The sequence below is a fragment of the Streptomyces yongxingensis genome (assembly GCF_055597465.1).
The window spans coordinates 4,071,373-4,091,431 of sequence record NZ_CM145717.1 but is presented as its reverse complement, the minus strand read 5'-3'; the positions used below and the strand labels follow the sequence as shown (position 1 = coordinate 4,091,431).

The following is a 20,059-nucleotide window of genomic DNA, read 5'->3' as shown; positions in this document are numbered from 1 at the left end:
GTATCGAGCACGCTCCGGAATCGGCGTGGCGGATTCTCGTGAATCCTCCGCCGCGTCGGAACCATGAACTGATCTCTCCGCCGTACCCCGGCGGACCACCGCCCCGGCCCGGTCCGTAACGGAAGGACCACAGCCGGACAGCACAACCGGTCGCCGAGCCAGACAGGCCGACGCCCGCTCCAGGGAAGGACCCTTCGTGAGCGACACCACCGATCTGATGGGCGTGAACGCCTCCGGCACCTCCGACAGCGGTGTCGGCAACAACGCGCCCGCCACGGACGCTTCCGCGCCCGCCAACGGTGCTGCCACTGGCGCTGCCCCGCGGCGACGCCGCTCGGGCACCGGCCTCGACGCCATGGTCCTGGCCGAGCTTCAGCAGCTCGCCTCGAGCCTTGGCATCAAGGGCACCGCGCGGATGCGCAAAGGCCAGCTGATCGAGGTCATCAAGGAGAAGCAGGCCGCGGGCTCCGGCTCCGCCCAGGGCTCCGAGAGCACTCCGTCCGACGCGGAGGGGGTGACCAAGCCGAAGCGCCGCACCACCTCCCGGGCCCGTACGGGCGACGACGCGGAGGAGAAGACCGGCGGCGCCAAGTCCTCGAAGTCCGCCGGGAAGGCGGAGAAGGCCGAGAAGGCCGACGCCGAGGAGAAGGCCGCGGCGCAAGCGCAGATCGAGATCCCCGGCCAGCCCGGTGAGCCCGCCGGCGATGAGCAGCCGGCCGGTGAGCGCCGCCGCCGCCGGGCCACCGCGCCCGCCACCACCCCCGACTCCGGGGGCACGGCCACCGCTGTCGAGACCAAGACGGAGGCGCGCAGCGACGTCTCCGCCAAGACCGAGGCCAGGACCGAGCCCAAGGGCGACGGGAAGGCCGAGGCCGCCGCCGACACCGCCGAGGGCAAGGGCGCCAGGGGCGGTGACCGCCAGGAGCGCGGCCAGAAGGGCGACCGCCGGGACCGGCAGCGCGACCGCGGCGACCGCCGCGGCAAGGGCGAGGACGGTCAGCAGGGCGGCGGCCGTCAGCAGCGCGACGGGCGCGGCCAGGGCCAGCAGCGCGCCGACGAGGGCGACGACGACTTCGAGGGCGGGCGCCGCGGGCGCCGCGGCCGCTACCGCGACCGCCGTGGCCGTCGTGGCCGCGACGACTTCGGCAACGAGCCGCAGGTGTCCGAGGACGATGTGCTGATCCCCGTCGCGGGCATCCTCGACATCCTCGACAACTACGCGTTCATCCGGACCTCCGGCTACCTCCCGGGCCCGAACGATGTGTACGTCTCGCTCGCCCAGGTGCGCAAGAACGGTCTGCGCAAGGGCGACCACGTCACCGGCGCGGTCCGTCAGCCGCGCGAGGGCGAGCGCCGCGAGAAGTTCAACGCGCTGGTCCGGCTGGACTCGGTGAACGGCATGGCGCCCGAAACCGGGCGCGGACGGCCGGAGTTCGGCAAGCTGACGCCGCTTTACCCGCAGGACCGGCTGCGTCTGGAGACCGAGGCCGGTGGGCTGACGACCCGGATCATCGACCTGGTCGCGCCGATCGGCAAGGGCCAGCGCGGTCTGATCGTGGCCCCGCCGAAGACCGGTAAGACCATGATCATGCAGGCGATCGCCAACGCGATCACCCGCAACAGCCCCGAGTGCCATCTGATGGTCGTCCTCGTCGACGAGCGGCCGGAAGAGGTCACCGACATGCAGCGGTCGGTCAAGGGCGAGGTCATCTCCTCGACCTTCGACCGCCCGGCCGAGGACCACACCACCGTCGCGGAGCTGGCGATCGAGCGGGCCAAGCGCCTGGTCGAGCTGGGCCATGACGTGGTCGTCCTGCTGGACTCGATCACCCGCCTGGGCCGTGCGTACAACCTGGCGGCGCCCGCCTCCGGCCGCATCCTGTCCGGTGGTGTCGACTCGACCGCGCTCTACCCGCCGAAGAAGTTCTTCGGTGCCGCGCGCAACATCGAGGACGGCGGCTCGCTGACCATCCTGGCCACCGCGCTGGTCGAGACCGGCTCGCGCATGGACGAGGTGATCTTCGAGGAGTTCAAGGGCACCGGCAACATGGAGCTCAAGCTCGACCGGAAGCTCGCCGACAAGCGCATCTTCCCTGCGGTGGACGTCGATCCGTCCAGCACCCGCAAGGAGGAGATCCTGCTGGCGCCGGAGGAGCTGAACATCGTCTGGAAGCTGCGCCGGGTGCTGCACGCGCTCGACTCCCAGCAGGCCATCGAACTGCTGCTGGACAAGATGAAGCAGACGAAGTCGAACGCCGAGTTCCTGATGCAGATCGCCAAGACCACGCCCACCCCGGGCAACAACGGCGACTGACCGGACACCCGCCGGAACGCTCCGTAGCCGAGGCCCCCCGCACCGCGGGGGGCCTCGTCGCGTTCCATGAGAGGTGAGCCACATTTTCCGGCCAGACCGCGGACCGGTGCTGATCATGTTATCGCCCGCGAAAGTGCAGGTCAGAGTGGTAAGGCGGATGAAGGGGACGAACGGTGCGTCCGGCGGCCCGCGCGAAATCCGGCCATCGCACATATGCAACCCTGGCGGCCGGCCTTCCATCTGTCAGGTCGGAATACGGGCCGGAACACAGGCTGACTCCACCGCGCGACGCGACGCCACGCCTGACCGTGACGGCAGGGGGTACTCGGGCAGCTAAAGAGAACTGAGGAGCACATGGCCGAGGACAGCAGCAACGCACCGGTGAGCCCGGGCCGCCACCGCGCCCGCGGGGCGACGGCCGGGCGCCGTCGCAAGCGGCCCAGCACGCGCCGTAGGGCCGTGCTCTACACGGTGTGGACGCTGGCCGCCGTGTTGGTGCTCGGCGGTGCCGGACTCGGCTACCTCTACTACAAGCTGAACGGCAACCTCACCGGCGTCGACGTCAACGCCGCCCTCGGCGCCAACCGCCCCGAGAACGTCGACAACGGCTCGATGGACATCCTCGTGCTCGGCTCCGACTCCCGGGCCGGCAAGAACGCCAAGTACGGCACGGACGAGGGCACCTCCCGCTCCGACACGGCGATGATCGTCCACGTCTACAAGGGCCACAAGAAGGCCAGTGTCATCAGCATCCCGCGCGACACCCTCATAGAGCGGCCCTCCTGCACCACCAAGGGCGGGCAGCAGACGCCCGCCGTGCGGGCGGCCATGTTCAACAGCGCCTACGAGGCCGGCGGCCCGGCCTGCACCATCAAGACCGTCGAGGCCATGACGGGCATACGCATGGACCACTTCCTCGAGGTCGACTTCTCCGGCTTCAAGCAGCTGATAGACGACCTCGGCGGCGTCAACATCACCACCACCGCCCCGATCCACGACCCCAAGAGCCACCTCGACCTGGAGGCGGGCCCGCACACCCTGAACGGGGAGCAGTCGCTGGGCCTGGTGCGCACCCGGCACGGCGTGGGCGACGGCAGCGACCTCGGCCGGATCAAGCTCCAGCAGGCGTTCGTCAAGGCGCTGCTGGACCAGGTCAAGCACGTGGACGTGTTCGGCAACCCGAAGAAGCTCTACGACCTCGCGGACACCTCCACCAAGGCTCTCACCACCGACTCCGAGCTGGCCTCGGTGAGCAAGCTGAAGGGCTTCGCCGAGTCCCTGAAGGGCATCGGCTCGGGCAACATGAAGATGACCACGCTGCCGGTCGAGTACGACCCGCAGAACCCGGCCCGGGTGCTGCCCATGGAGCGCAAGGCCAAGCTGATATGGACCGCGCTCCGCCATGACCGGCCGGTCCCCGCCTCCGCCACCAAGGGCTCCGCGGGCGACGCCACCAGCGCGGGCAAGGTCGTCAAGTAGGGCCGTCCACGGTCGTCAGAGGGCGTCCGACAGCCTCCCGGGCGGGCCGGGAATATCCGGGCCCGCCCCCCGGTTTTGGGGGATGCGGCCAGTACTGGCAAACTGGATCGTCGGTCCCGGTTCACGACAGGCAACCCGCCCGTCGACCCGGTGCCCTCCCGAACCTAGGAGAATCCCTTGAAGCGCGAGATCCACCCGGAGTACGTCGAGACGCAGGTGAGCTGCACCTGTGGCGCCTCCTTCACCACCCGTAGCACCGTGAGCGGCGGCGCCATCCGCGCCGACATCTGCTCCGAGTGCCACCCGTTCTACACGGGCAAGCAGAAGATCCTCGACACCGGTGGCCGTGTGGCGCGGTTCGAGGCCCGCTTCGGCAAGCACGCCGGGTCCGCCAAGAAGTAGCGACCCGCACGGCGCCGGTCTTCGGTCGCCCCTTCCCTGGGGCGACCGGACCGGCGTTTTGTCGTCACCGGCCCTCCGGCACCTTTCCGCAACGCCACCACGCAGACCATTCAGGGAGCCCTCCGATGTTCGAGGCGGTCGAGGAACTCATCGGCGAACACGCCGACCTCGAGAAGCGGCTCGCCGACCCCGCGGTCCACGCCGACCAGCGGGAGGCGCGGCGGCTCAACAAGCGCTACGCCGAGCTGACCCCGGTGATCACCGCCTATCGCGCCTGGAAGCAGGCCGGGGACGACATCGTGACGGCCCGCGAGCTGGCCCAGGACGACCCCGACTTCGTGGACGAGGTCAAGGAGCTGGAGCAGGGCCGCGAGCAGCTCACCGACCGGCTGCGGCTGTTGCTCGTCCCCCGCGACCCGAGCGACGACAAGGACGTCATCCTGGAGGTCAAGGCCGGGGAGGGCGGCGAGGAGTCCGCGCTGTTCGCCGGCGACCTGCTGCGGATGTACCTGCGGTACGCCGAGCGGATCGGCTGGAAGGCCGAGATCATCGACTCCAACGGATCCGACCTCGGCGGCTACAAGGACGTCCAGGTGGCGATCAAGACCAGGGGCACCATCGAGCCCGGCCAGGGCGTCTGGGCCCGGCTGAAGTACGAGGGCGGGGTGCACCGGGTGCAGCGGGTGCCCGCCACCGAGTCCCAGGGCCGTATCCACACCTCCGCGGCCGGTGTGCTGGTCACGCCCGAGGCCGAGGAGGTCGAGGTCGAGATCGGCCCCAACGATCTGCGGATCGACGTCTACCGCTCCTCCGGACCCGGCGGCCAGTCGGTCAACACCACCGACTCCGCGGTGCGCATCACCCACCTGCCCACCGGCATCGTCGTCTCCTGCCAGAACGAGAAGAGCCAGCTCCAGAACAAGGAGCAGGCACTGCGCATCCTGCGCTCGCGGCTGCTGGCCGCGGCCCAGGAGGAGGCCGAGCGGGAGGCGTCGGACGCGCGGCGCAGCCAGGTCCGCACCGTCGACCGGTCCGAGCGCATCCGTACGTACAACTTCCCGGAAAACCGGATCTCGGACCATCGTGTCGGTTTCAAGGCGTACAACTTGGACCAGGTGCTCGACGGCGAACTCGATCCGGTCATCCAGGCGTGCGTCGACGCCGACGCGGCCGCCAAGCTGGCGGCCGCGGGCTGAGCCACCCACTGATCAACGCTTCGTGCCCTTGTCCGGACCGGCTGGAGGAATTCAGTGAACGTGCTGCTCGCGGAGGTGGCGCAGGCCACTCAGCGGCTGGCCGACGCGGGCGTGCCCTCACCGCGCTTCGACGCGGAGGAGCTCGCCGCCTTTGTGCACGGCGTCAAGCGGGGTGAGCTGCACGGCGTGCCCGACGCCGACTTCGACGCCCGCTACTGGGAGGCGGTCGCCCGCCGCGAGGCCCGCGAGCCCCTTCAGCACATCACCGGCCGCGCCTTCTTCCGCTATCTCGAGCTCCAGGTCGGACCGGGGGTCTTCGTGCCCCGGCCGGAGACCGAGTCGGTGGTCGGCTGGGCGATAGACGCGGTGCGCGCCATGGACGTCGTCGAACCGCTCATCGTCGATCTGTGCTCCGGTTCCGGGGCCATCGCGCTCGCGCTCGCCCAGGAGGTGCCGCGCTCCCGGGTGCACGCCGTGGAGCTGGACGAGGGCGCCCTGCGCTGGGCCCGCAAGAACGTCGAGGGGTCCCGCGTCGTTCTCCATCACGCGGACGCGTTGACGGCCCTGCCCGAGCTCGACGGGCAGGTGGACCTCGTCATCAGCAACCCGCCGTACATCCCGCTGACCGAGTGGGAGTACGTGGCGCCGGAGGCCCGCGATCACGACCCCCAGCTCGCGCTCTTCTCCGGTGAGGACGGCCTCGATGTCATCCGTGGCCTGGAGCGCACCGCCCACCGGCTGCTGCGCCCCGGGGGCGTGGTGGTCATCGAGCACGCAGACACCCAGGGCGGCCAGGTGCCGTGGATCTTCACCGAGGAGCGTGGCTGGGCGGACGCCGCCGACCACCCCGACCTGAACAACCGGCCCCGGTTCGCCACCGCGCGGAAGGCCATGCCGTGACGGCGGCACCGCACCACACATTGGCCACGTACGAGGAGGTCCGTTAAATGGCACGGCGATACGACTGCGGGGACGCGACTGACCGCAAGACCGGCCTGCGCGAGGCCGCCTCCGCCGTCCGCCGCGGCGAACTGGTCGTGCTGCCCACCGACACCGTCTACGGCATCGGCGCGGACGCCTTCAACGCCGAGGCGGTCGGCGATCTGCTCGAGGCCAAGGGCCGCGGCCGCAACATGCCCACACCGGTGCTGGTCGGCTCGCCGAACACCCTGCACGGACTGGTCACCGACTTCTCCGAGATGGCCTGGGAGCTGGTGGACGCCTTCTGGCCCGGCGCGCTCACCCTCGTCGCCCGGCACCAGCCGTCGCTCACCTGGGACCTGGGGGAGACCCGGGGCACGGTCGCGGTCCGGATGCCGCTGCACCCGGTGGCGATCGAGCTGCTGACGGACTTCGGCCCGATGGCGGTCTCCAGCGCCAATCTGACTGGACACCCCTCCCCGCAGGACTGCGACGCCGCCCAGGACATGCTGGGGGACTCCGTCTCGGTGTACCTCGACGGCGGGCCGACCCCGGCCGCCGTGCCCTCCTCGATCGTCGACGTGACCGGCAAGGTGCCGGTGCTGCTGCGGGCGGGCGCGCTCACCGCCGAGCAGCTCCGGGAGGTCGTACCCGACCTCGAGGTGGCCAATTGACAGCCCCTGAGGGGCGTGGCATAGCGGAACACCGTGAGAAGAACGCCGAGGCCACCTTCCGCATCCTCCACGTCAGCACCGGCAATGTGTGCCGCTCGCCGATCACCGAGCGGCTGACCCGGCACGCCCTCGCCCACCGTCTCGGAAGCGCCCGCACCCGCGGTCTGATCGTGGAGTCCGCCGGCACCTGGGGCCATGAGGGCGCGCCCATGGAGGCGCACGCCGCGACGGTCCTGACCGACTTCGGGGCCGACCCGGCGGGCTTCCTCGGCCGTGAGCTGCTGGACGAGCACGTCATCCGCGCCGACCTGGTCCTGACCGCCACCCGCGACCACCGGGCGCAGGTGATCTCGATGGGGCACTCGGCGGGGCTGCGCACCTTCACGCTCAAGGAGTTCACCCGGCTGGTGCGGGCCATAGACCCCGCGACGCTGCCCGACCCGGAGGAGGCGGGCGGTGTGGTGGAGCGGGCCCGCGCCCTGGTGCAGGCGGCGGCCGCGCTGCGCGGCTGGCTGCTGGCGCCCAACGAGGAGGCGGACGAGGTGCACGATCCGTACGGGGCGCCGATCACCTTCTTCCGCTCCATCGGGGACGAGATCAACCAGGCCCTGGACCCGGTCGTCACGGCGCTGACGGGCGTTCCCGCCCCCGCGTAGCGCCTCGGAGGGCCGGGGGCGCGGCGTGAGGGGGCCTTCACGGGCCGCACGGCGCGCCGTGCGGCGTCGCGGGGCCTACATTGGGGGTGACCACGTAAGCGAGAGGCGCTGTCGCCTCCGAAGGCTGTGAGCACGCCATGGCCGTCACCCCCTGGGGCCCCGATTTCGCCGGCCTCGCCCGCCAGGACCCGGAGCTGGCGGGAATCATCCTGAGCGAGATCGACCGCGTCTCCGGCGGACTCCAGCTGATCGCGGCCGAGAACTACGCCTCGCCGGCCGTGCTGGCGGCGCTGGCCTCGCCGCTGGCCAACAAGTACGCCGAGGGGTATCCCGGCGCCCGCCACCACGGCGGCTGCGAGATCGTGGACATCGCCGAGCGGGTGGCCCAGGACCGGGCCAAGGCGCTGTTCGGCGCCGAGCACGCCAATGTGCAGCCGCATTCGGGGTCCTCCGCCGTGCTGGCCGCCTACGCCGCGCTGCTGCGGCCCGGGGACACGGTGCTGGCGATGGCGCTGCCGCACGGCGGCCACCTCACCCATGGCTCGCCCGCCAATTTCTCCGGCCGCTGGTTCGACTTCATCGGCTACGGCGTCGATCCGGCGACCGGGCTGATCGACTACGAGCAGTTGCGCGGGCTCGCCCACGCCCACCGCCCCAAGGCGATCGTCTGCGGGTCGATCTCCTATCCCCGCCATCTGGACTACGCCGCCTTCCGCGCCGTCGCGGACGAGGTGGGCGCGTATCTCATCGCCGACGCCGCCCATTCGATCGGCCTGGTCGCGGGAAAGGCGGCGCCGTCCCCGGTGCCGTACGCGGACGTGGTGTGCGCAACGACACACAAGGTGCTGCGCGGGCCGCGCGGCGGGATGCTGCTGTGCGGTGCGGAGCTCGCCGAGCGGGTGGACCGGGCGGTGTTCCCGTTCACCCAGGGAGGGGCCCAGATGCACTCCGTCGCGGCCAAGGCGGTGGCGTTCGGCGAGGCCGCGGCGCCCGCCTTCACCGCCTATGCGCGGCGGGTGGTGGCCAATGCCCGGGTACTGGCGGACGCCCTGGTCGGGGAGGGCCTGGCGGTCGCCACGGGCGGCACCGACACCCATATGATCACCGCCGATCCGGCCCCGCTGGGCCTGGACGGACGCACCGCGAAGGGTCGCTGCGCGGCCGCCGGGATCGTCCTGGACACCTGCGCGCTGGCGTCCGCCACCGACCCCCGGGGATGCGTCAAGGGGCTGCGTCTTGGCACCGCGGCGGTGACCACCCAGGGAATGGGAGCGCCGGAAATGGAGCGCATAGCCAACCTCATGGGAACCGTGTTGCGGGACGAAGGCGTGGTAAGGGAAAAGGTGGCGGAACTGGCGGGGAGATTTCCGCCCTATCCGGACGAGGGCCGAATCATGCAACCATCCGAAGGTGTAGGACGTCTGTAAGTACGTTCACCGAGAGGCGTCCGACACGCATAGGGTGTGGGGCTGTGATGGCCAGCGATACCTCTGGGGCAGCCTGTGCGTGAATACCTGCTGACTCTGTGCATCACGGCCGCGGTCACCTATCTGCTGACCGGGCCGGTGCGGAAATTCGCCATCGCGGCCGGTGCGATGCCCGAGATCCGTGCCCGTGATGTGCACCGTGAGCCCACGCCACGGCTCGGTGGCATCGCCATGTTCGGCGGGCTGTGCGCGGGGCTGCTGGTCGCCGCCCACCTGACCAACCTCAAGGACGTCTTCGAGGTTTCCAACGAGCCACGGGCGCTGCTGTCCGGGGCGGGGCTGATCTGGCTGCTCGGGGTGCTGGACGACAAGTGGGGCGTGGACGCGCTGATCAAGCTGGGCGGCCAGATGATCGCCGCCGGTGTGATGGTGCTCCAGGGTCTGACCATCCTGTGGCTTCCGGTGCCCGGTGTGGGGCCGGTCTCGCTGACTCCCTGGCAGGGCACGCTGCTCACCGTCGCGCTGGTCGTCATCACCATCAACGCGGTCAACTTCGTTGACGGGCTCGATGGGTTGGCGTCGGGGATGGTGTGCATCGCCGCCGCGGCGTTCTTCATGTACGCGTACCGCATCTGGTACGGCTACGGCCTGGAGGCGGCCGCGCCCGCCACCCTGTTCGCCGCCGTCCTCATGGGGATGTGCCTGGGCTTCCTGCCGCACAACGCCCACCCCGCGCGGATCTTCATGGGCGACTCGGGCTCGATGCTGATCGGGCTGGTGCTGGCGGCGGGCGCCATCTCCATCACCGGCCAGGTGGACCCGGACGCGATGAAGCTGTTCGAGGGGTCCGAGCAGGCCGCGGTGCACGCCACCGTCCCGGTCTACATCCCGCTGCTGCTGCCGCTGACCGTCATCGCGGTGCCCTTCGCCGACCTGGTGCTGGCCATCGTCCGGCGCACCTGGCGGGGCCAGTCGCCGTTCGCCGCCGACCGCGGCCATCTGCACCACCGGCTGCTGGAGATCGGCCACTCGCACAGCCGGGCCGTCCTGATCATGTACTTCTGGTCGGCGCTGATCGCCTTCGGCGCCGTGGCGTACTCGGTGAACTCGGCCGGTGTGTGGTTCGTGCTCGCGATCGTGGCGCTGAGCGGGGTCGGTCTTGTGCTGTTGCTGCTGCCGCGGTTCACCCCGCGCGTTCCGCGCTGGGCGGAGGCGTTCGTTCCGCCGCGCTACCGCCGCGCCAACCGGATCGCCAGGGCCGAGCGGGGCGCCGGGGCACCCGCCGAGCCCGTGGCGGCCACGGCCGGTGCCGGGTCCGCCGCCCCGGAGCCGGGGCCGGCCGAGCCCGAGCCGGTGGGCTCCGGGATGAACGGCGGAGTGAACGGCGGCGTGAGCAACGGAGCGAACAGCGGGGCGAACGGTGTGAACGGCGCCACCGCGGTCGGCGACCGGTCCCGCTTCACCCACCGCCGGCGCATCGGAACACCCCAGTAATCTCCCCAGTCATCGCCCCGATATCCCCAGTCATCGATCCGGCGGAGGGCCCGGCGAGAGCACTGAAGATCACAGGACGGCGTCAGCACGGTACACACCTCATAACTCTCCCGTGTGACGTGCAGCACACTCGGCGGGTAAAGACCTCATCAAATAGTTTGTGATACCGTTCACTAAACCCGGTGCTAGACCCGAGGGGCCGTGGGGCGACGGCTCTTCCTCGTGAGGTCCCCTCTGTCCCCGGGGATACGCTCGTCCACGACGAATCGTTGCTTCCGACACTTGCCGGAGAAACCCCTCATGCAGTCCAACGACGCCAGAACGCTCCTGAGTTGCGCCGTGCCCACAGCCATCGCCGGTGTGGTCGCCGTCGCCGTCGGTTCTGTGCTCGCAGGCGGCAAGGGAGCGATCGGCGCGGGCTTTGGCACATTCGTCGCCGTGGTGGTGATGGCTTCCGGGCTGATCGTGCTGGAGCGCACGGCGAAGCACCTGCCGCATCTGTTCCAGGCCATGGGCATGGTGCTCTTCATGGCCGAGTTCCTGCTGGTGGCGGTCGTGCTCGCGGTGTTCCAGGACACCACGCTGTTCAACGTCAAGGCTTTCGCCCTCGCACTGCTCGCCGCGACCCTGGTGTGGGTCGGCGCACAGACTCGTGCGCACATGAAGGCCAAGATCCTCTATGTGGAGCCGGAAGCCGAGGACGAACGTAAGCCCGAGGGGGCGAAGAAGTCCGCTCCCGCCGGGTCCACGCCGTGAGAAGTAGGCCCGGGATAAGAGCATGTGCGCTCACCTGCTATCGTCCGGTGCCATCTGAGGCACAGCGGGCGCAGGTAGCCGAACCCCCCGAATGCACGGGATGGAATCGGCGGCCCATGCAGCTGATGCCCGACATACCACTCGGCCACGTGCCGATCAGCCGCCCCCACATTCGTAAGACCAGTCCAGTGCCGTTCCGTGGCCGCGTGCCGCGCCGACACAACGAGGTTGCCGTACCCATGCGCCACGCTGAAGGAGCTCGCGGTGAGTTCTGACCAGACGCTCGCCTTCGAGACGAACTGCCACATCTTCGACGGGTGCGGCTTTCCGGCACCCGGACTCCATTCGTTCAAGTTCGAGCCGCTCTTCTCGGTCGGCGGGTTCGACTTCAACAAGCCGATGCTGCTCGCCCTGCTCGGCACCGTCGCCATCGTCTGGTTCTTCTGGGCGGCCTTCGGCCGGGCCAAGGTGGTCCCCGGCAAGCTGCAGATGGTCGGCGAGGCCGGTTATGACTTCGTGCGCCGGGGGCTGGTCTACGAGGCCCTCGGAAAGAAGGAGGGCGAGAAGTACGTCCCCTTCATGGTCTCGCTGTTCTTCTTCGTGTGGATCATGAACCTGTGGTCGATCATTCCGGTCGCCCAGTTCCCGGTGACGTCGATCATCGCCTTCCCGGCCGGTCTCGCCGCCATCGTCTACATCCTGTGGATGTACCTGACCTTCAAGAAGCACGGCTTCGTCGGCGGCTGGAAGAACATCACCGGCTACGACAAGGAGCTCGGCGGGATCCTGCCGATGATCGTCGTGATCGAGTTCTTCTCGAACGTGATCATCCGGCCCTTCACCCACGCGGTCCGGCTCTTCGCCAACATGTTCGCCGGTCACCTGCTGCTGCTGATGTTCACCATCGGCACCTGGTACCTGCTGAACGGCATCGGGATCGCCTACGCGGGCGCGTCCTTCGTGATGACGATTCTGCTGACCGCCTTCGAGCTCTTCATCCAGGCTGTCCAGGCGTACGTCTTCGTGCTCTTGGCCTGCAACTACGTTCAGGGCGCGCTCGCCGAGCACCACTGAGCACACCTGCCTCCCAGACCATCAGACGTCCGGTGGCCAACCCCCACCGGCCCATGAAACGCAAAGGAAGAACCGGCATGTCCGCTCTCCAGACCCTCGCCGCCGACGGCATCACCGGCAACCTCGGTTCGATCGGTTACGGTCTCGCCGCCATCGGCCCCGGCGTCGGCGTCGGCATCATCTTCGGTAACGGCACCCAGGCCCTGGCCCGTCAGCCCGAGGCCGCCGGCCTGATCCGCGCCAACCAGATCATGGGCTTCGCCTTCTGCGAGGCGCTCGCGCTGATCGGTATCGTCATGGGCTTCCTTTTCAGGTCCTGAACGGACCGCTTTAACCACGACAGACGGAAGGCACTGATGTGAACGCCCTGGTACAGGTGGCGGCTGAGGAGGAGAACCCCCTCATCCCGCCGATCCCGGAGCTGGTCATCGGCCTGATCGCCTTTGCCATCGTCTTCATCTTCCTCGCCAAGAAGCTCCTCCCGAACATCAACCGGGTTCTGGAGGAGCGCCGCGAGGCGATCGAGGGCGGCATGGAGAAGGCCGAGGCCACTCAGGCCGAAGCCCAGCAGGTCCTCGAGGACTACCGAGCCCAGCTCGCCGACGCCCGCCACGAGGCCGCGCGACTGCGCCAGGAGGCGCAGGAGCAGGGCGCCGCGCTCATCGCCGAGATGCGCGCGGAGGGCCAGCGGCAGCGTGAGGAGATCATCGCGGCCGGTCACTCGCAGATCGAGGCCGACCGCAAGCAGGCCGCTCAGACCCTGCGCCAGGACGTGGGCAGGCTCGCCACCGACCTGGCCGGCCGGATCGTCGGTGAGTCGCTCGAGGACGTGGCCCGGCAGAGCCGCACCATCGACCGGTTCCTCGACGAGCTCGAGGCGAAGGCGGCCGATGGCTCGAAGGCCGAGGCCGGCCGATGAACGGAGCGAGCCGGGAGGCACTGGCAGCCGCGCGCGAGCGCTTCGACGCCCTGACGGACAACACCGCCGTCGACGCGACGAAGCTCGCCGATGAGCTGGCCGCCGTCACCGCGCTGCTCGACCGCGAGGTCTCGCTGCGCCGGGTCCTCACCGACCCGGCGCAGCCCGGCGAGGCCAAGGCCACGCTTGCCGCGCGGGTGCTGGGCGGGCAGGTCGGCGGCGAGACCATCGACCTGGTCTCCGGCCTGGTCCGGTCCCGCTGGTCGCGCTCGCGCGACCTGGTGGACTCGCTCGAGGAGCTGGCCAGCGCCGCCGACCTGGTCGCGGCCGAGCGGGCCGGCACCCTCGACGACGTGGAGGACGAGCTGTTCCGGTTCGGCCGGATCGTCTCCTCCTCGTCCGAGCTGCGCGGCGCGCTCACCGACCGGCGCGCGAGCGTCTCCGCCAAGTCCGGGCTGGTCAGCGAGTTGCTCGGCGGCCGCGCCGACCAGCGGACCGAGCGGCTGGTGATCCGTCTGGTGACCCATCCGCGGGGTCGTAGCCTGGAGGCGGGTCTCGACGAGCTGTCCAAGCTGGCGGCGGCGCGCCGGGACCGTACGGTCGCGGTCGTCACCTCCGCGGTGCCGCTCAGCGACCGGCAGAAGCAGCGGCTCGGTGACGCGCTGGGGAAGCTGTACGGACGGAAGATGCACCTCAACCTCGACGTGGACCCCGAGGTCCTCGGCGGGATCTCGGTGCGCATCGGCGACGAGGTCATCAACGGGACCATCGCGGACCGCCTCGAAGAGGCGACCCGGCGGATGGCCGGCTGACACAGCCACCAACTCAACAAGCATGTAAGCGGCCCGAGTTGGGCCGTAGTCAAACACTTCGGGCCCAACAAGGAGAGCAGGGAACCCAGATGGCGGAGCTCACGATCCGGCCGGAGGAGATCCGGGACGCGCTGGAGAACTTTGTCCAGGCGTACAAGCCGGACGCGGCCTCGCGCGAGGAGGTCGGTACGGTCAGCGTTGCCGGCGACGGCATCGCGAAGGTCGAGGGTCTTCCCTCGACCATGGCGAACGAACTGCTGAAGTTCGAGGACGGCACCCTCGGCCTCGCCCTCAACCTCGAGGAGCGCGAGATCGGTGCGGTCGTCCTCGGTGAGTTCAGCGGCATCGAGGAGGGTCAGCAGGTGCACCGCACCGGCGAGGTCCTCTCGGTCGCCGTCGGCGAGGGCTACCTCGGCCGCGTCGTCGACCCGCTGGGCAACCCGATCGACGGCCTCGGCGAGATCGAGACCGAGGGCCGCCGCGCCCTCGAGCTGCAGGCCCCCACGGTCATGCAGCGCAAGTCGGTGCACGAGCCGATGGAGACCGGCTACAAGGCCGTCGACGCGATGACCCCGATCGGCCGTGGCCAGCGTCAGCTGATCATCGGTGACCGGCAGACCGGCAAGACCGCGCTGTGCGTCGACACGATCATCAACCAGCGCGACAACTGGCGCTCCGGCGACCCGAAGAAGCAGGTCCGCTGCATCTACGTCGCCATCGGCCAGAAGGGCTCCACCATCGCGTCCGTGCGCGGCGCGCTGGAGGAGGCCGGCGCTCTGGAGTACACGACGATCGTCGCCGCCCCGGCGTCCGACCCGGCGGGCTTCAAGTACCTGGCCCCCTACACCGGCTCGGCCATCGGCCAGCACTGGATGTACGAGGGCAAGCACGTCCTGATCGTCTTCGACGACCTGTCCAAGCAGGCCGACGCCTACCGCGCGGTGTCCCTGCTGCTGCGCCGCCCGCCGGGCCGTGAGGCATACCCGGGCGACGTCTTCTACCTGCACTCCCGGCTGCTGGAGCGCTGCGCCAAGCTCTCCGACGACATGGGCTCCGGTTCGATGACCGGTCTGCCGATCGTCGAGACCAAGGCCAACGACGTGTCGGCGTTCATCCCGACCAACGTCATCTCCATCACCGACGGCCAGTGCTTCCTGGAGTCCGACCTGTTCAACGCCGGTCAGCGCCCGGCCCTGAACGTCGGTATCTCGGTCTCCCGCGTCGGTGGTTCCGCTCAGCACCGGGCCATGCGCCAGGTCTCCGGCCGCCTCCGGGTGGACCTCGCCCAGTACCGCGAGCTCGAGGCGTTCGCCGCCTTCGGCTCGGACCTGGACGCGGCCTCCAAGGCGTCGCTGGAGCGCGGTGCGCGCATGGTCGAGCTGCTGAAGCAGGGGCAGTACGCCCCGTTCTCCACCGAGGACGAGATCGTCTCCATCTGGGCCGGCACCACCGGCAAGATGGACGACGTGCCGGTCGAGGACATCCGCCGCTTCGAGCGGGAGCTGCTGGACTACCTCCACCGTGAGCACAAGTCGCTGCTGACCAGCATCGTCGAGGGCGGCAAGATGTCCGACGACACGATTCAGGCGCTCGGCGAGGCCGTCGACTCCTTCAAGCGGCAGTTCGAGACCTCGGGCGGCAAGCTGCTGGGCGAGGACTGAGCGCATGGGTGCCCAGCTGAGGGTCTACAAGAGGCGGATCAAGTCCGTCTCCGCGACCAAGAAGATCACCAGGGCGATGGAGATGATCGCCGCCTCGCGCGTCGTCAAGGCGCAGCGCCAGGTGGCCGCGTCGACTCCGTACGCCACCGAGCTCACCCGGGCGGTGGGCGCGGTCGCCAAGGGCTCCACCACCCAGCACGCGCTGACCACGGAGAGCGAGAACCCGACCCGTGCCGCGGTCCTGCTCATCACGAGCGACCGAGGTCTCGCGGGCGGCTACTCCTCCAACGTGATCAAGGCGGCCGAGGAGCTCACCGAGCGGCTCACCCGTGAGGGCAAGGAGGTCGACGCCTACATCGTCGGCCGTAAGGGCGTGGCCTACTACACCTTCCGTGAGCGCAAGGTCACGGAGTCGTGGGGTGGCTTCACCGACAACCCGACCTACGCGGACGCCAAGAAGATCGCGGGCCCGCTGATCGAGGCTGTCCTCAAGGACACGGCCGAGGGCGGCGTGGACGAGCTGCACATCGTCTTCACCGAGTTCGTCTCGATGCTGACGCAGACCCCGGTCAAGGACCGGCTGCTGCCGCTCAGCCTTGAGGAGAAGGCGGAGGAGCAGGAGAGGAAGGGCGAGATCCTCCCGCTCTTCGACTTCGAGCCGTCGTCCGAGGACGTCCTGGACGCCCTGCTGCCCCGGTATGTCGAGGCCCGTATCTACAACGCCCTGCTCCAGGCCGCCGCCTCCAAGCACGCGGCGACCCGGCGAGCGATGAAGTCGGCGACCGACAACGCCGAAGAGCTCATCAAGTCGCTCACGCGGCTTGCCAACGCGGCCCGCCAGGCCGACATCACCCAGGAAATCAGCGAGATCGTCGGTGGCGCGAGTGCTCTGGCCGACGCCTCCGCGGGGAGTGACTGACACTATGACCACCACTGTTGAGCCAACCGCTGTGGCCGCCGGCCGCGTCGCGCGGGTCATCGGCCCGGTCGTCGACGTGGAGTTCCCCGTCGACGCGATGCCGGACATCTACAACGCGCTGACCGTCGAGGTCGCCGACCCGGCGCTGGAGGGTGCGAAGAAGACCCTGACCCTCGAGGTCGCCCAGCACCTGGGCGAGGGCCTGGTCCGCGCCATCTCCATGGAGCCCACCGACGGTCTGGTCCGCCAGGCCGCGGTGACCGACACCGGCGACGGCATCACGGTGCCGGTCGGCGATGTCACCAAGGGCCGGGTGTTCAACACCCTGGGCAAGATCCTCAACGAGCCCGAGGCCGAGTCCGAGGTCACCGAGCGCTGGTCCATCCACCGCAAGGCCCCGGCGTTCGACCAGCTCGAGTCCAAGACCGAGATGTTCGAGACCGGTCTGAAGGTCGTCGACCTGCTGACCCCGTACGTCAAGGGCGGCAAGATCGGCCTGTTCGGCGGCGCGGGCGTCGGCAAGACCGTGCTCATCCAGGAAATGATCATGCGTGTGGCCAAGCTGCACGAGGGCGTTTCCGTGTTCGCCGGTGTCGGCGAGCGCACCCGTGAGGGCAACGACCTGATCGAGGAGATGGCCGAGTCCGGCGTGCTCCCGCAGACCGCGCTGGTCTTCGGCCAGATGGACGAGCCCCCGGGCACCCGTCTGCGCGTCGCCCTGGCCGGTCTGACCATGGCGGAGTACTTCCGCGATGTGCAGAAGCAGGACGTGCTGTTCTTCATCGACAACATCTTCCGCTTCACCCAGGCCGGTTCCGAGGTCTCGACCCTGCTCGGCCGGATGCCCTCCGCGGTGGGCTACCAGCCGAACCTGGCCGACGAGATGGGCATCCTCCAGGAGCGCATCACCTCGACCCGCGGTCACTCGATCACCTCGATGCAGGCGATCTACGTCCCCGCGGACGACCTGACCGACCCGGCCCCGGCGACCACCTTCGCGCACCTCGACGCGACCACGGTGCTCTCCCGGCCGATCTCGGAGAAGGGCATCTACCCGGCGGTGGACCCGCTGGACTCGACGTCCCGGATCCTGGACCCGCGCTACATCTCGCAGGACCACTACGACTGCGCCTCGCGCGTGAAGTCGATCCTGCAGAAGTACAAGGACCTCCAGGACATCATCAACATCCTGGGCATCGACGAGCTCGGCGAGGAGGACAAGCTCACCGTCTTCCGCGCCCGCCGTATCGAGCGCTTCCTGTCGCAGAACACCCACGCGGCGAAGCAGTTCACCGGTCTCGACGGATCGGACGTGCCGCTGGACGAGTCCATCGCCGCGTTCAACGCGATCGCCGACGGTGAGTTCGACCACTTCCCCGAGCAGGCGTTCTTCATGTGCGGTGGCCTGGACGACCTCAAGGCCAAGGCCAAGGAGCTGGGCGTCTCCTGAGCCCGGTGACTCCGCGAGAGGGGTGGGCCCGGTCCCGCCCCTCTCCGTACGCCCGTTATTCTTTGACGAAAGCCCTGCCCTACCCGGCAGGGAGAGACCCGAGGAGCCACGTTGGCTGCTGAGCTGCACGTCGAGCTGGTCGCGGCGGACCGTAGTGTCTGGTCCGGTGCGGCCACCTTGGTCATCGCGCGCACCACATCGGGTGACATCGGCGTCATGCCCGGCCACCAGCCGCTGCTCGGTGTGCTGGAGTCCGGCCCGGTGACCATCCGTTCGGTCGACGGCGGGACGGTCGTGACCGCGGTGCACGGTGGGTTCATCTCGTTCGCGGACGACAAGCTCTCACTGCTGGCCGAAGTCGCGGAGCTGTCCGACGAAATCGATGTGAAGCGCGCGGAGCGGGCGCTGGAGCGTGCCAAGGCGGAGGCGGACGCCGCCGCCGAGCGGCGCGCCGACGTCCGGCTGCGCGCGGTGGCGGGAGCGCACTGAGCCTGTCACGTACGGTCGGAAAACCTCAGCCGCGGACCTCGCTGGAGCTCCCCTTCAGCGGTCCGCGGCTGAGGCGATGCAGGTGCGGTTTTTCCGGATGACGCGAGGAGGTCGGTGAAGATGGTCCTCGCTCTGCTCGTGGGCGGCGTGGTCGTCGCGCTGGTGGTGGTGGGACTCTTCGTCTTCGGTCTCCGGCGGCGGCTGATCCAGCGGTCCGGCGGAACCTTCGACTGTTCCCTGCGCTGGGACCCACCGCCAAGCGAATCCGAGCCCAGCGGCAAGGGCTGGGTGTACGGGGTCGCCCGCTACAACGGTGACCGCGTCGAGTGGTTCCGGGTCTTCTCCTACGCGCCCAGGCCCCGGCGGATCCTGGAGCGCGCCTCGATCGAGGTGCTGGAGCGGCGCACCCCCAAGGGCGAGGAAGAGCTGGCGCTGCTCTCCGACGCGGTGGTGCTCGCCTGCCGGCACGGCGGCACCCGGCTGGAGCTGGCCATGAGCGACGACGCCCTGACCGGCTTCCTGGCCTGGCTGGAGGCCGCGCCCCCCGGCCAGCGCGTCAACGTGGCCTGATCCACCGGTCGGGGGGGTCCGCTACGGTTCGGGCAGCGCCCCGAAGGGGCGCGGGGCTGTATCGATGTGCGGCTCCGCCGCGCGGGCGCGACCAGCCACGAAGGCGCCGCAGACGAAGAACAACCCGTCGCGGCACTTCCAGCGGAGCGCTCAGCGCACGCCCAGTTCCTGGGCCAGCACCGCGGCCTGGACCCGGCTGCGCAGCTCCAGCTTGTTCAGCAGCCGGCTGACATGTGTCTTCACCGTCGCCTCCGCCATGGTGAGCCGCTCCGCGATCTGCGCGTTCGACAGCCCCTGCCCCAGACAGGCCAGCACCTCCCGCTCCCGCGGGGTGAGCGTGGCGAGCACCTCGGGGCTGGGCGCGGTGGGGGAGGGGGCGGCCTGGGGCCGGGCGAACTCCGCGATCAGACGGCGGGTGACCGCGGTGGCGATCATGCCCTCGCCGCGCCCCACCGTACGGACCGCCTCGATCAGATCGGCCGCCTCGCTGTCCTTGAGCAGGAACCCGGCGGCGCCCGCGCGCAGCGCCCCGAAGACGTACTCGTCCAGGTCGAAGGTGGTCAGCACCAGCACGTCCGCCAGTTGCTCGGCGACCACCTGGCGGGTGGCCGACACCCCGTCCAGCCGGGGCATCTGGACGTCCATGAGCACCACATCGGGGCGCAGCGCCCGGGCCATCTCCACCGCCTGGAGGCCGTCCACCGCCTCGCCGACCACCTCGACGTCGGGGGCGGACCGCAGGATCAGCACCAGCCCGGAGCGGACCGAGCCCTGGTCCTCGGCGACCAGCACCCGAATCGGCTCGGACGCGGAACGGGCGGGCGGGGCGGGCGGGGTCACGGCGGC

At 69.8% G+C, this 20,059-nt stretch carries 20 protein-coding genes; 19 read left to right on the top strand and 1 reads right to left on the bottom strand.

What is annotated here, in order from left to right; all coding sequences use genetic code 11:
• Positions 1-196 precede the first annotated feature (196 nt).
• The 19 genes from rho (at position 197) to ACZ6TD_RS16965 (ending at position 19,213) form a co-directional block, all read left to right on the top strand.
• Positions 197-2,314, top strand: coding sequence for a transcription termination factor Rho (rho, locus tag ACZ6TD_RS17055; protein ID WP_471354880.1), 2,118 nt, complete (start codon positions 197-199; stop codon positions 2,312-2,314).
• Positions 2,315-2,668: 354 nt separating this feature from the next.
• Positions 2,669-3,793: an LCP family protein gene (locus ACZ6TD_RS17050; protein WP_471354878.1), complete on the top strand. Its 1,125-nt coding sequence runs from the start codon at positions 2,669-2,671 to the stop codon at positions 3,791-3,793.
• Positions 3,794-3,970: 177 nt separating this feature from the next.
• On the top strand, positions 3,971-4,195 hold the full coding sequence (rpmE, locus tag ACZ6TD_RS17045; RefSeq protein ID WP_471354876.1) for a 50S ribosomal protein L31: 225 nt from the start codon (positions 3,971-3,973) through the stop codon (positions 4,193-4,195).
• Positions 4,196-4,320: 125 nt separating this feature from the next.
• Positions 4,321-5,391, top strand: coding sequence for a peptide chain release factor 1 (gene prfA / locus ACZ6TD_RS17040; RefSeq protein ID WP_471354875.1), 1,071 nt, complete (start codon positions 4,321-4,323; stop codon positions 5,389-5,391).
• Positions 5,392-5,445: 54 nt separating this feature from the next.
• Entirely contained in the window at positions 5,446-6,291 is an 846-nt protein-coding gene (gene prmC, locus ACZ6TD_RS17035) for a peptide chain release factor N(5)-glutamine methyltransferase (protein WP_262701902.1), read from the top strand.
• A gap of 47 nt (positions 6,292-6,338) precedes the next feature.
• Positions 6,339-6,986: an L-threonylcarbamoyladenylate synthase gene (locus tag ACZ6TD_RS17030; RefSeq protein ID WP_014054918.1), complete on the top strand. Its 648-nt coding sequence runs from the start codon at positions 6,339-6,341 to the stop codon at positions 6,984-6,986.
• Complete coding sequence (locus tag ACZ6TD_RS17025) at positions 6,983-7,642, top strand: arsenate reductase/protein-tyrosine-phosphatase family protein (protein ID WP_191069322.1); 660 nt, start codon at positions 6,983-6,985, stop codon at positions 7,640-7,642. Before ACZ6TD_RS17030 ends, ACZ6TD_RS17025 begins: the two co-directional genes overlap by 4 nt.
• A gap of 137 nt (positions 7,643-7,779) precedes the next feature.
• Positions 7,780-9,069, top strand: a complete 1,290-nt coding sequence (locus tag ACZ6TD_RS17020; RefSeq protein WP_471354872.1) for a serine hydroxymethyltransferase — start codon at positions 7,780-7,782, stop codon at positions 9,067-9,069.
• A 75-nt stretch (positions 9,070-9,144) separates the two neighbouring features.
• On the top strand, positions 9,145-10,563 hold the full coding sequence (locus tag ACZ6TD_RS17015) for an MraY family glycosyltransferase (RefSeq protein WP_471354870.1): 1,419 nt from the start codon (positions 9,145-9,147) through the stop codon (positions 10,561-10,563).
• A 300-nt stretch (positions 10,564-10,863) separates the two neighbouring features.
• Entirely contained in the window at positions 10,864-11,319 is a 456-nt protein-coding gene (locus ACZ6TD_RS17010; RefSeq protein WP_037951041.1) for a hypothetical protein, read from the top strand.
• A 264-nt stretch (positions 11,320-11,583) separates the two neighbouring features.
• Positions 11,584-12,393 carry a F0F1 ATP synthase subunit A gene (gene atpB, locus ACZ6TD_RS17005; RefSeq protein WP_471354868.1) on the top strand — a complete coding sequence of 270 codons (810 nt, stop codon included), beginning with the start codon at positions 11,584-11,586 and terminating at the stop codon, positions 12,391-12,393.
• Between the two features lie 77 nt (positions 12,394-12,470).
• On the top strand, positions 12,471-12,713 hold the full coding sequence (gene atpE / locus ACZ6TD_RS17000) for an ATP synthase F0 subunit C (RefSeq protein ID WP_069866835.1): 243 nt from the start codon (positions 12,471-12,473) through the stop codon (positions 12,711-12,713).
• A 38-nt stretch (positions 12,714-12,751) separates the two neighbouring features.
• Positions 12,752-13,312 carry a F0F1 ATP synthase subunit B gene (locus ACZ6TD_RS16995; RefSeq protein WP_471354866.1) on the top strand — a complete coding sequence of 187 codons (561 nt, stop codon included), beginning with the start codon at positions 12,752-12,754 and terminating at the stop codon, positions 13,310-13,312.
• Complete coding sequence (locus tag ACZ6TD_RS16990) at positions 13,309-14,124, top strand: F0F1 ATP synthase subunit delta (RefSeq protein ID WP_471354865.1); 816 nt, start codon at positions 13,309-13,311, stop codon at positions 14,122-14,124. The genes ACZ6TD_RS16995 and ACZ6TD_RS16990 overlap by 4 nt, the downstream gene beginning before the upstream one ends.
• Positions 14,125-14,213: 89 nt before the next feature.
• Entirely contained in the window at positions 14,214-15,785 is a 1,572-nt protein-coding gene (gene atpA, locus ACZ6TD_RS16985; RefSeq protein ID WP_471354863.1) for a F0F1 ATP synthase subunit alpha, read from the top strand.
• Between the two features lie 4 nt (positions 15,786-15,789).
• The gene (locus ACZ6TD_RS16980; RefSeq protein WP_471354862.1) at positions 15,790-16,704 is read left to right on the top strand and encodes a F0F1 ATP synthase subunit gamma; all 915 of its coding nucleotides are present in this window, start codon (positions 15,790-15,792) and stop codon (positions 16,702-16,704) included.
• 4 nt (positions 16,705-16,708) lie between these two features.
• Positions 16,709-18,154: a F0F1 ATP synthase subunit beta gene (gene atpD, locus ACZ6TD_RS16975; protein WP_037951025.1), complete on the top strand. Its 1,446-nt coding sequence runs from the start codon at positions 16,709-16,711 to the stop codon at positions 18,152-18,154.
• Between the two features lie 111 nt (positions 18,155-18,265).
• Positions 18,266-18,643 carry a F0F1 ATP synthase subunit epsilon gene (locus ACZ6TD_RS16970; RefSeq protein ID WP_471354859.1) on the top strand — a complete coding sequence of 126 codons (378 nt, stop codon included), beginning with the start codon at positions 18,266-18,268 and terminating at the stop codon, positions 18,641-18,643.
• Between the two features lie 120 nt (positions 18,644-18,763).
• Positions 18,764-19,213 carry a DUF2550 domain-containing protein gene (locus tag ACZ6TD_RS16965; protein ID WP_198276172.1) on the top strand — a complete coding sequence of 150 codons (450 nt, stop codon included), beginning with the start codon at positions 18,764-18,766 and terminating at the stop codon, positions 19,211-19,213.
• A gap of 150 nt (positions 19,214-19,363) precedes the next feature.
• Here ACZ6TD_RS16965 and ACZ6TD_RS16960 read toward each other — a convergent pair whose 3' ends face one another.
• Positions 19,364-20,053 (bottom strand): response regulator, encoded by a 690-nt coding sequence (locus ACZ6TD_RS16960; protein ID WP_138913785.1) that lies wholly within the window; start codon positions 20,051-20,053, stop codon positions 19,364-19,366.
• Positions 20,054-20,059 lie beyond the last annotated feature (6 nt).

Excerpts from the sequence above, each read along its gene's own strand:
- ACZ6TD_RS17050 (WP_471354878.1), top strand. The coding sequence starts at position 2,669 with ATGGCCGAGGACAGCAGCAACGCACCGGTGAGCCCGGGCCGCCACCGC.
- prfA (WP_471354875.1), top strand. The coding sequence starts at position 4,321 with ATGTTCGAGGCGGTCGAGGAACTCATCGGCGAACACGCCGACCTCGAG.
- ACZ6TD_RS16965 (WP_198276172.1), top strand. The coding sequence starts at position 18,764 with ATGGTCCTCGCTCTGCTCGTGGGCGGCGTGGTCGTCGCGCTGGTGGTG.
- ACZ6TD_RS17010 (WP_037951041.1), top strand. The coding sequence starts at position 10,864 with ATGCAGTCCAACGACGCCAGAACGCTCCTGAGTTGCGCCGTGCCCACA.
- ACZ6TD_RS16980 (WP_471354862.1), top strand. The coding sequence starts at position 15,790 with ATGGGTGCCCAGCTGAGGGTCTACAAGAGGCGGATCAAGTCCGTCTCC.
- ACZ6TD_RS17020 (WP_471354872.1), top strand. The coding sequence starts at position 7,780 with ATGGCCGTCACCCCCTGGGGCCCCGATTTCGCCGGCCTCGCCCGCCAG.
- atpD (WP_037951025.1), top strand. The coding sequence starts at position 16,709 with ATGACCACCACTGTTGAGCCAACCGCTGTGGCCGCCGGCCGCGTCGCG.
- atpE (WP_069866835.1), top strand. The coding sequence starts at position 12,471 with ATGTCCGCTCTCCAGACCCTCGCCGCCGACGGCATCACCGGCAACCTC.
- atpA (WP_471354863.1), top strand. The coding sequence starts at position 14,214 with ATGGCGGAGCTCACGATCCGGCCGGAGGAGATCCGGGACGCGCTGGAG.
- ACZ6TD_RS17030 (WP_014054918.1), top strand. The coding sequence starts at position 6,339 with ATGGCACGGCGATACGACTGCGGGGACGCGACTGACCGCAAGACCGGC.
- ACZ6TD_RS16990 (WP_471354865.1), top strand. The coding sequence starts at position 13,309 with ATGAACGGAGCGAGCCGGGAGGCACTGGCAGCCGCGCGCGAGCGCTTC.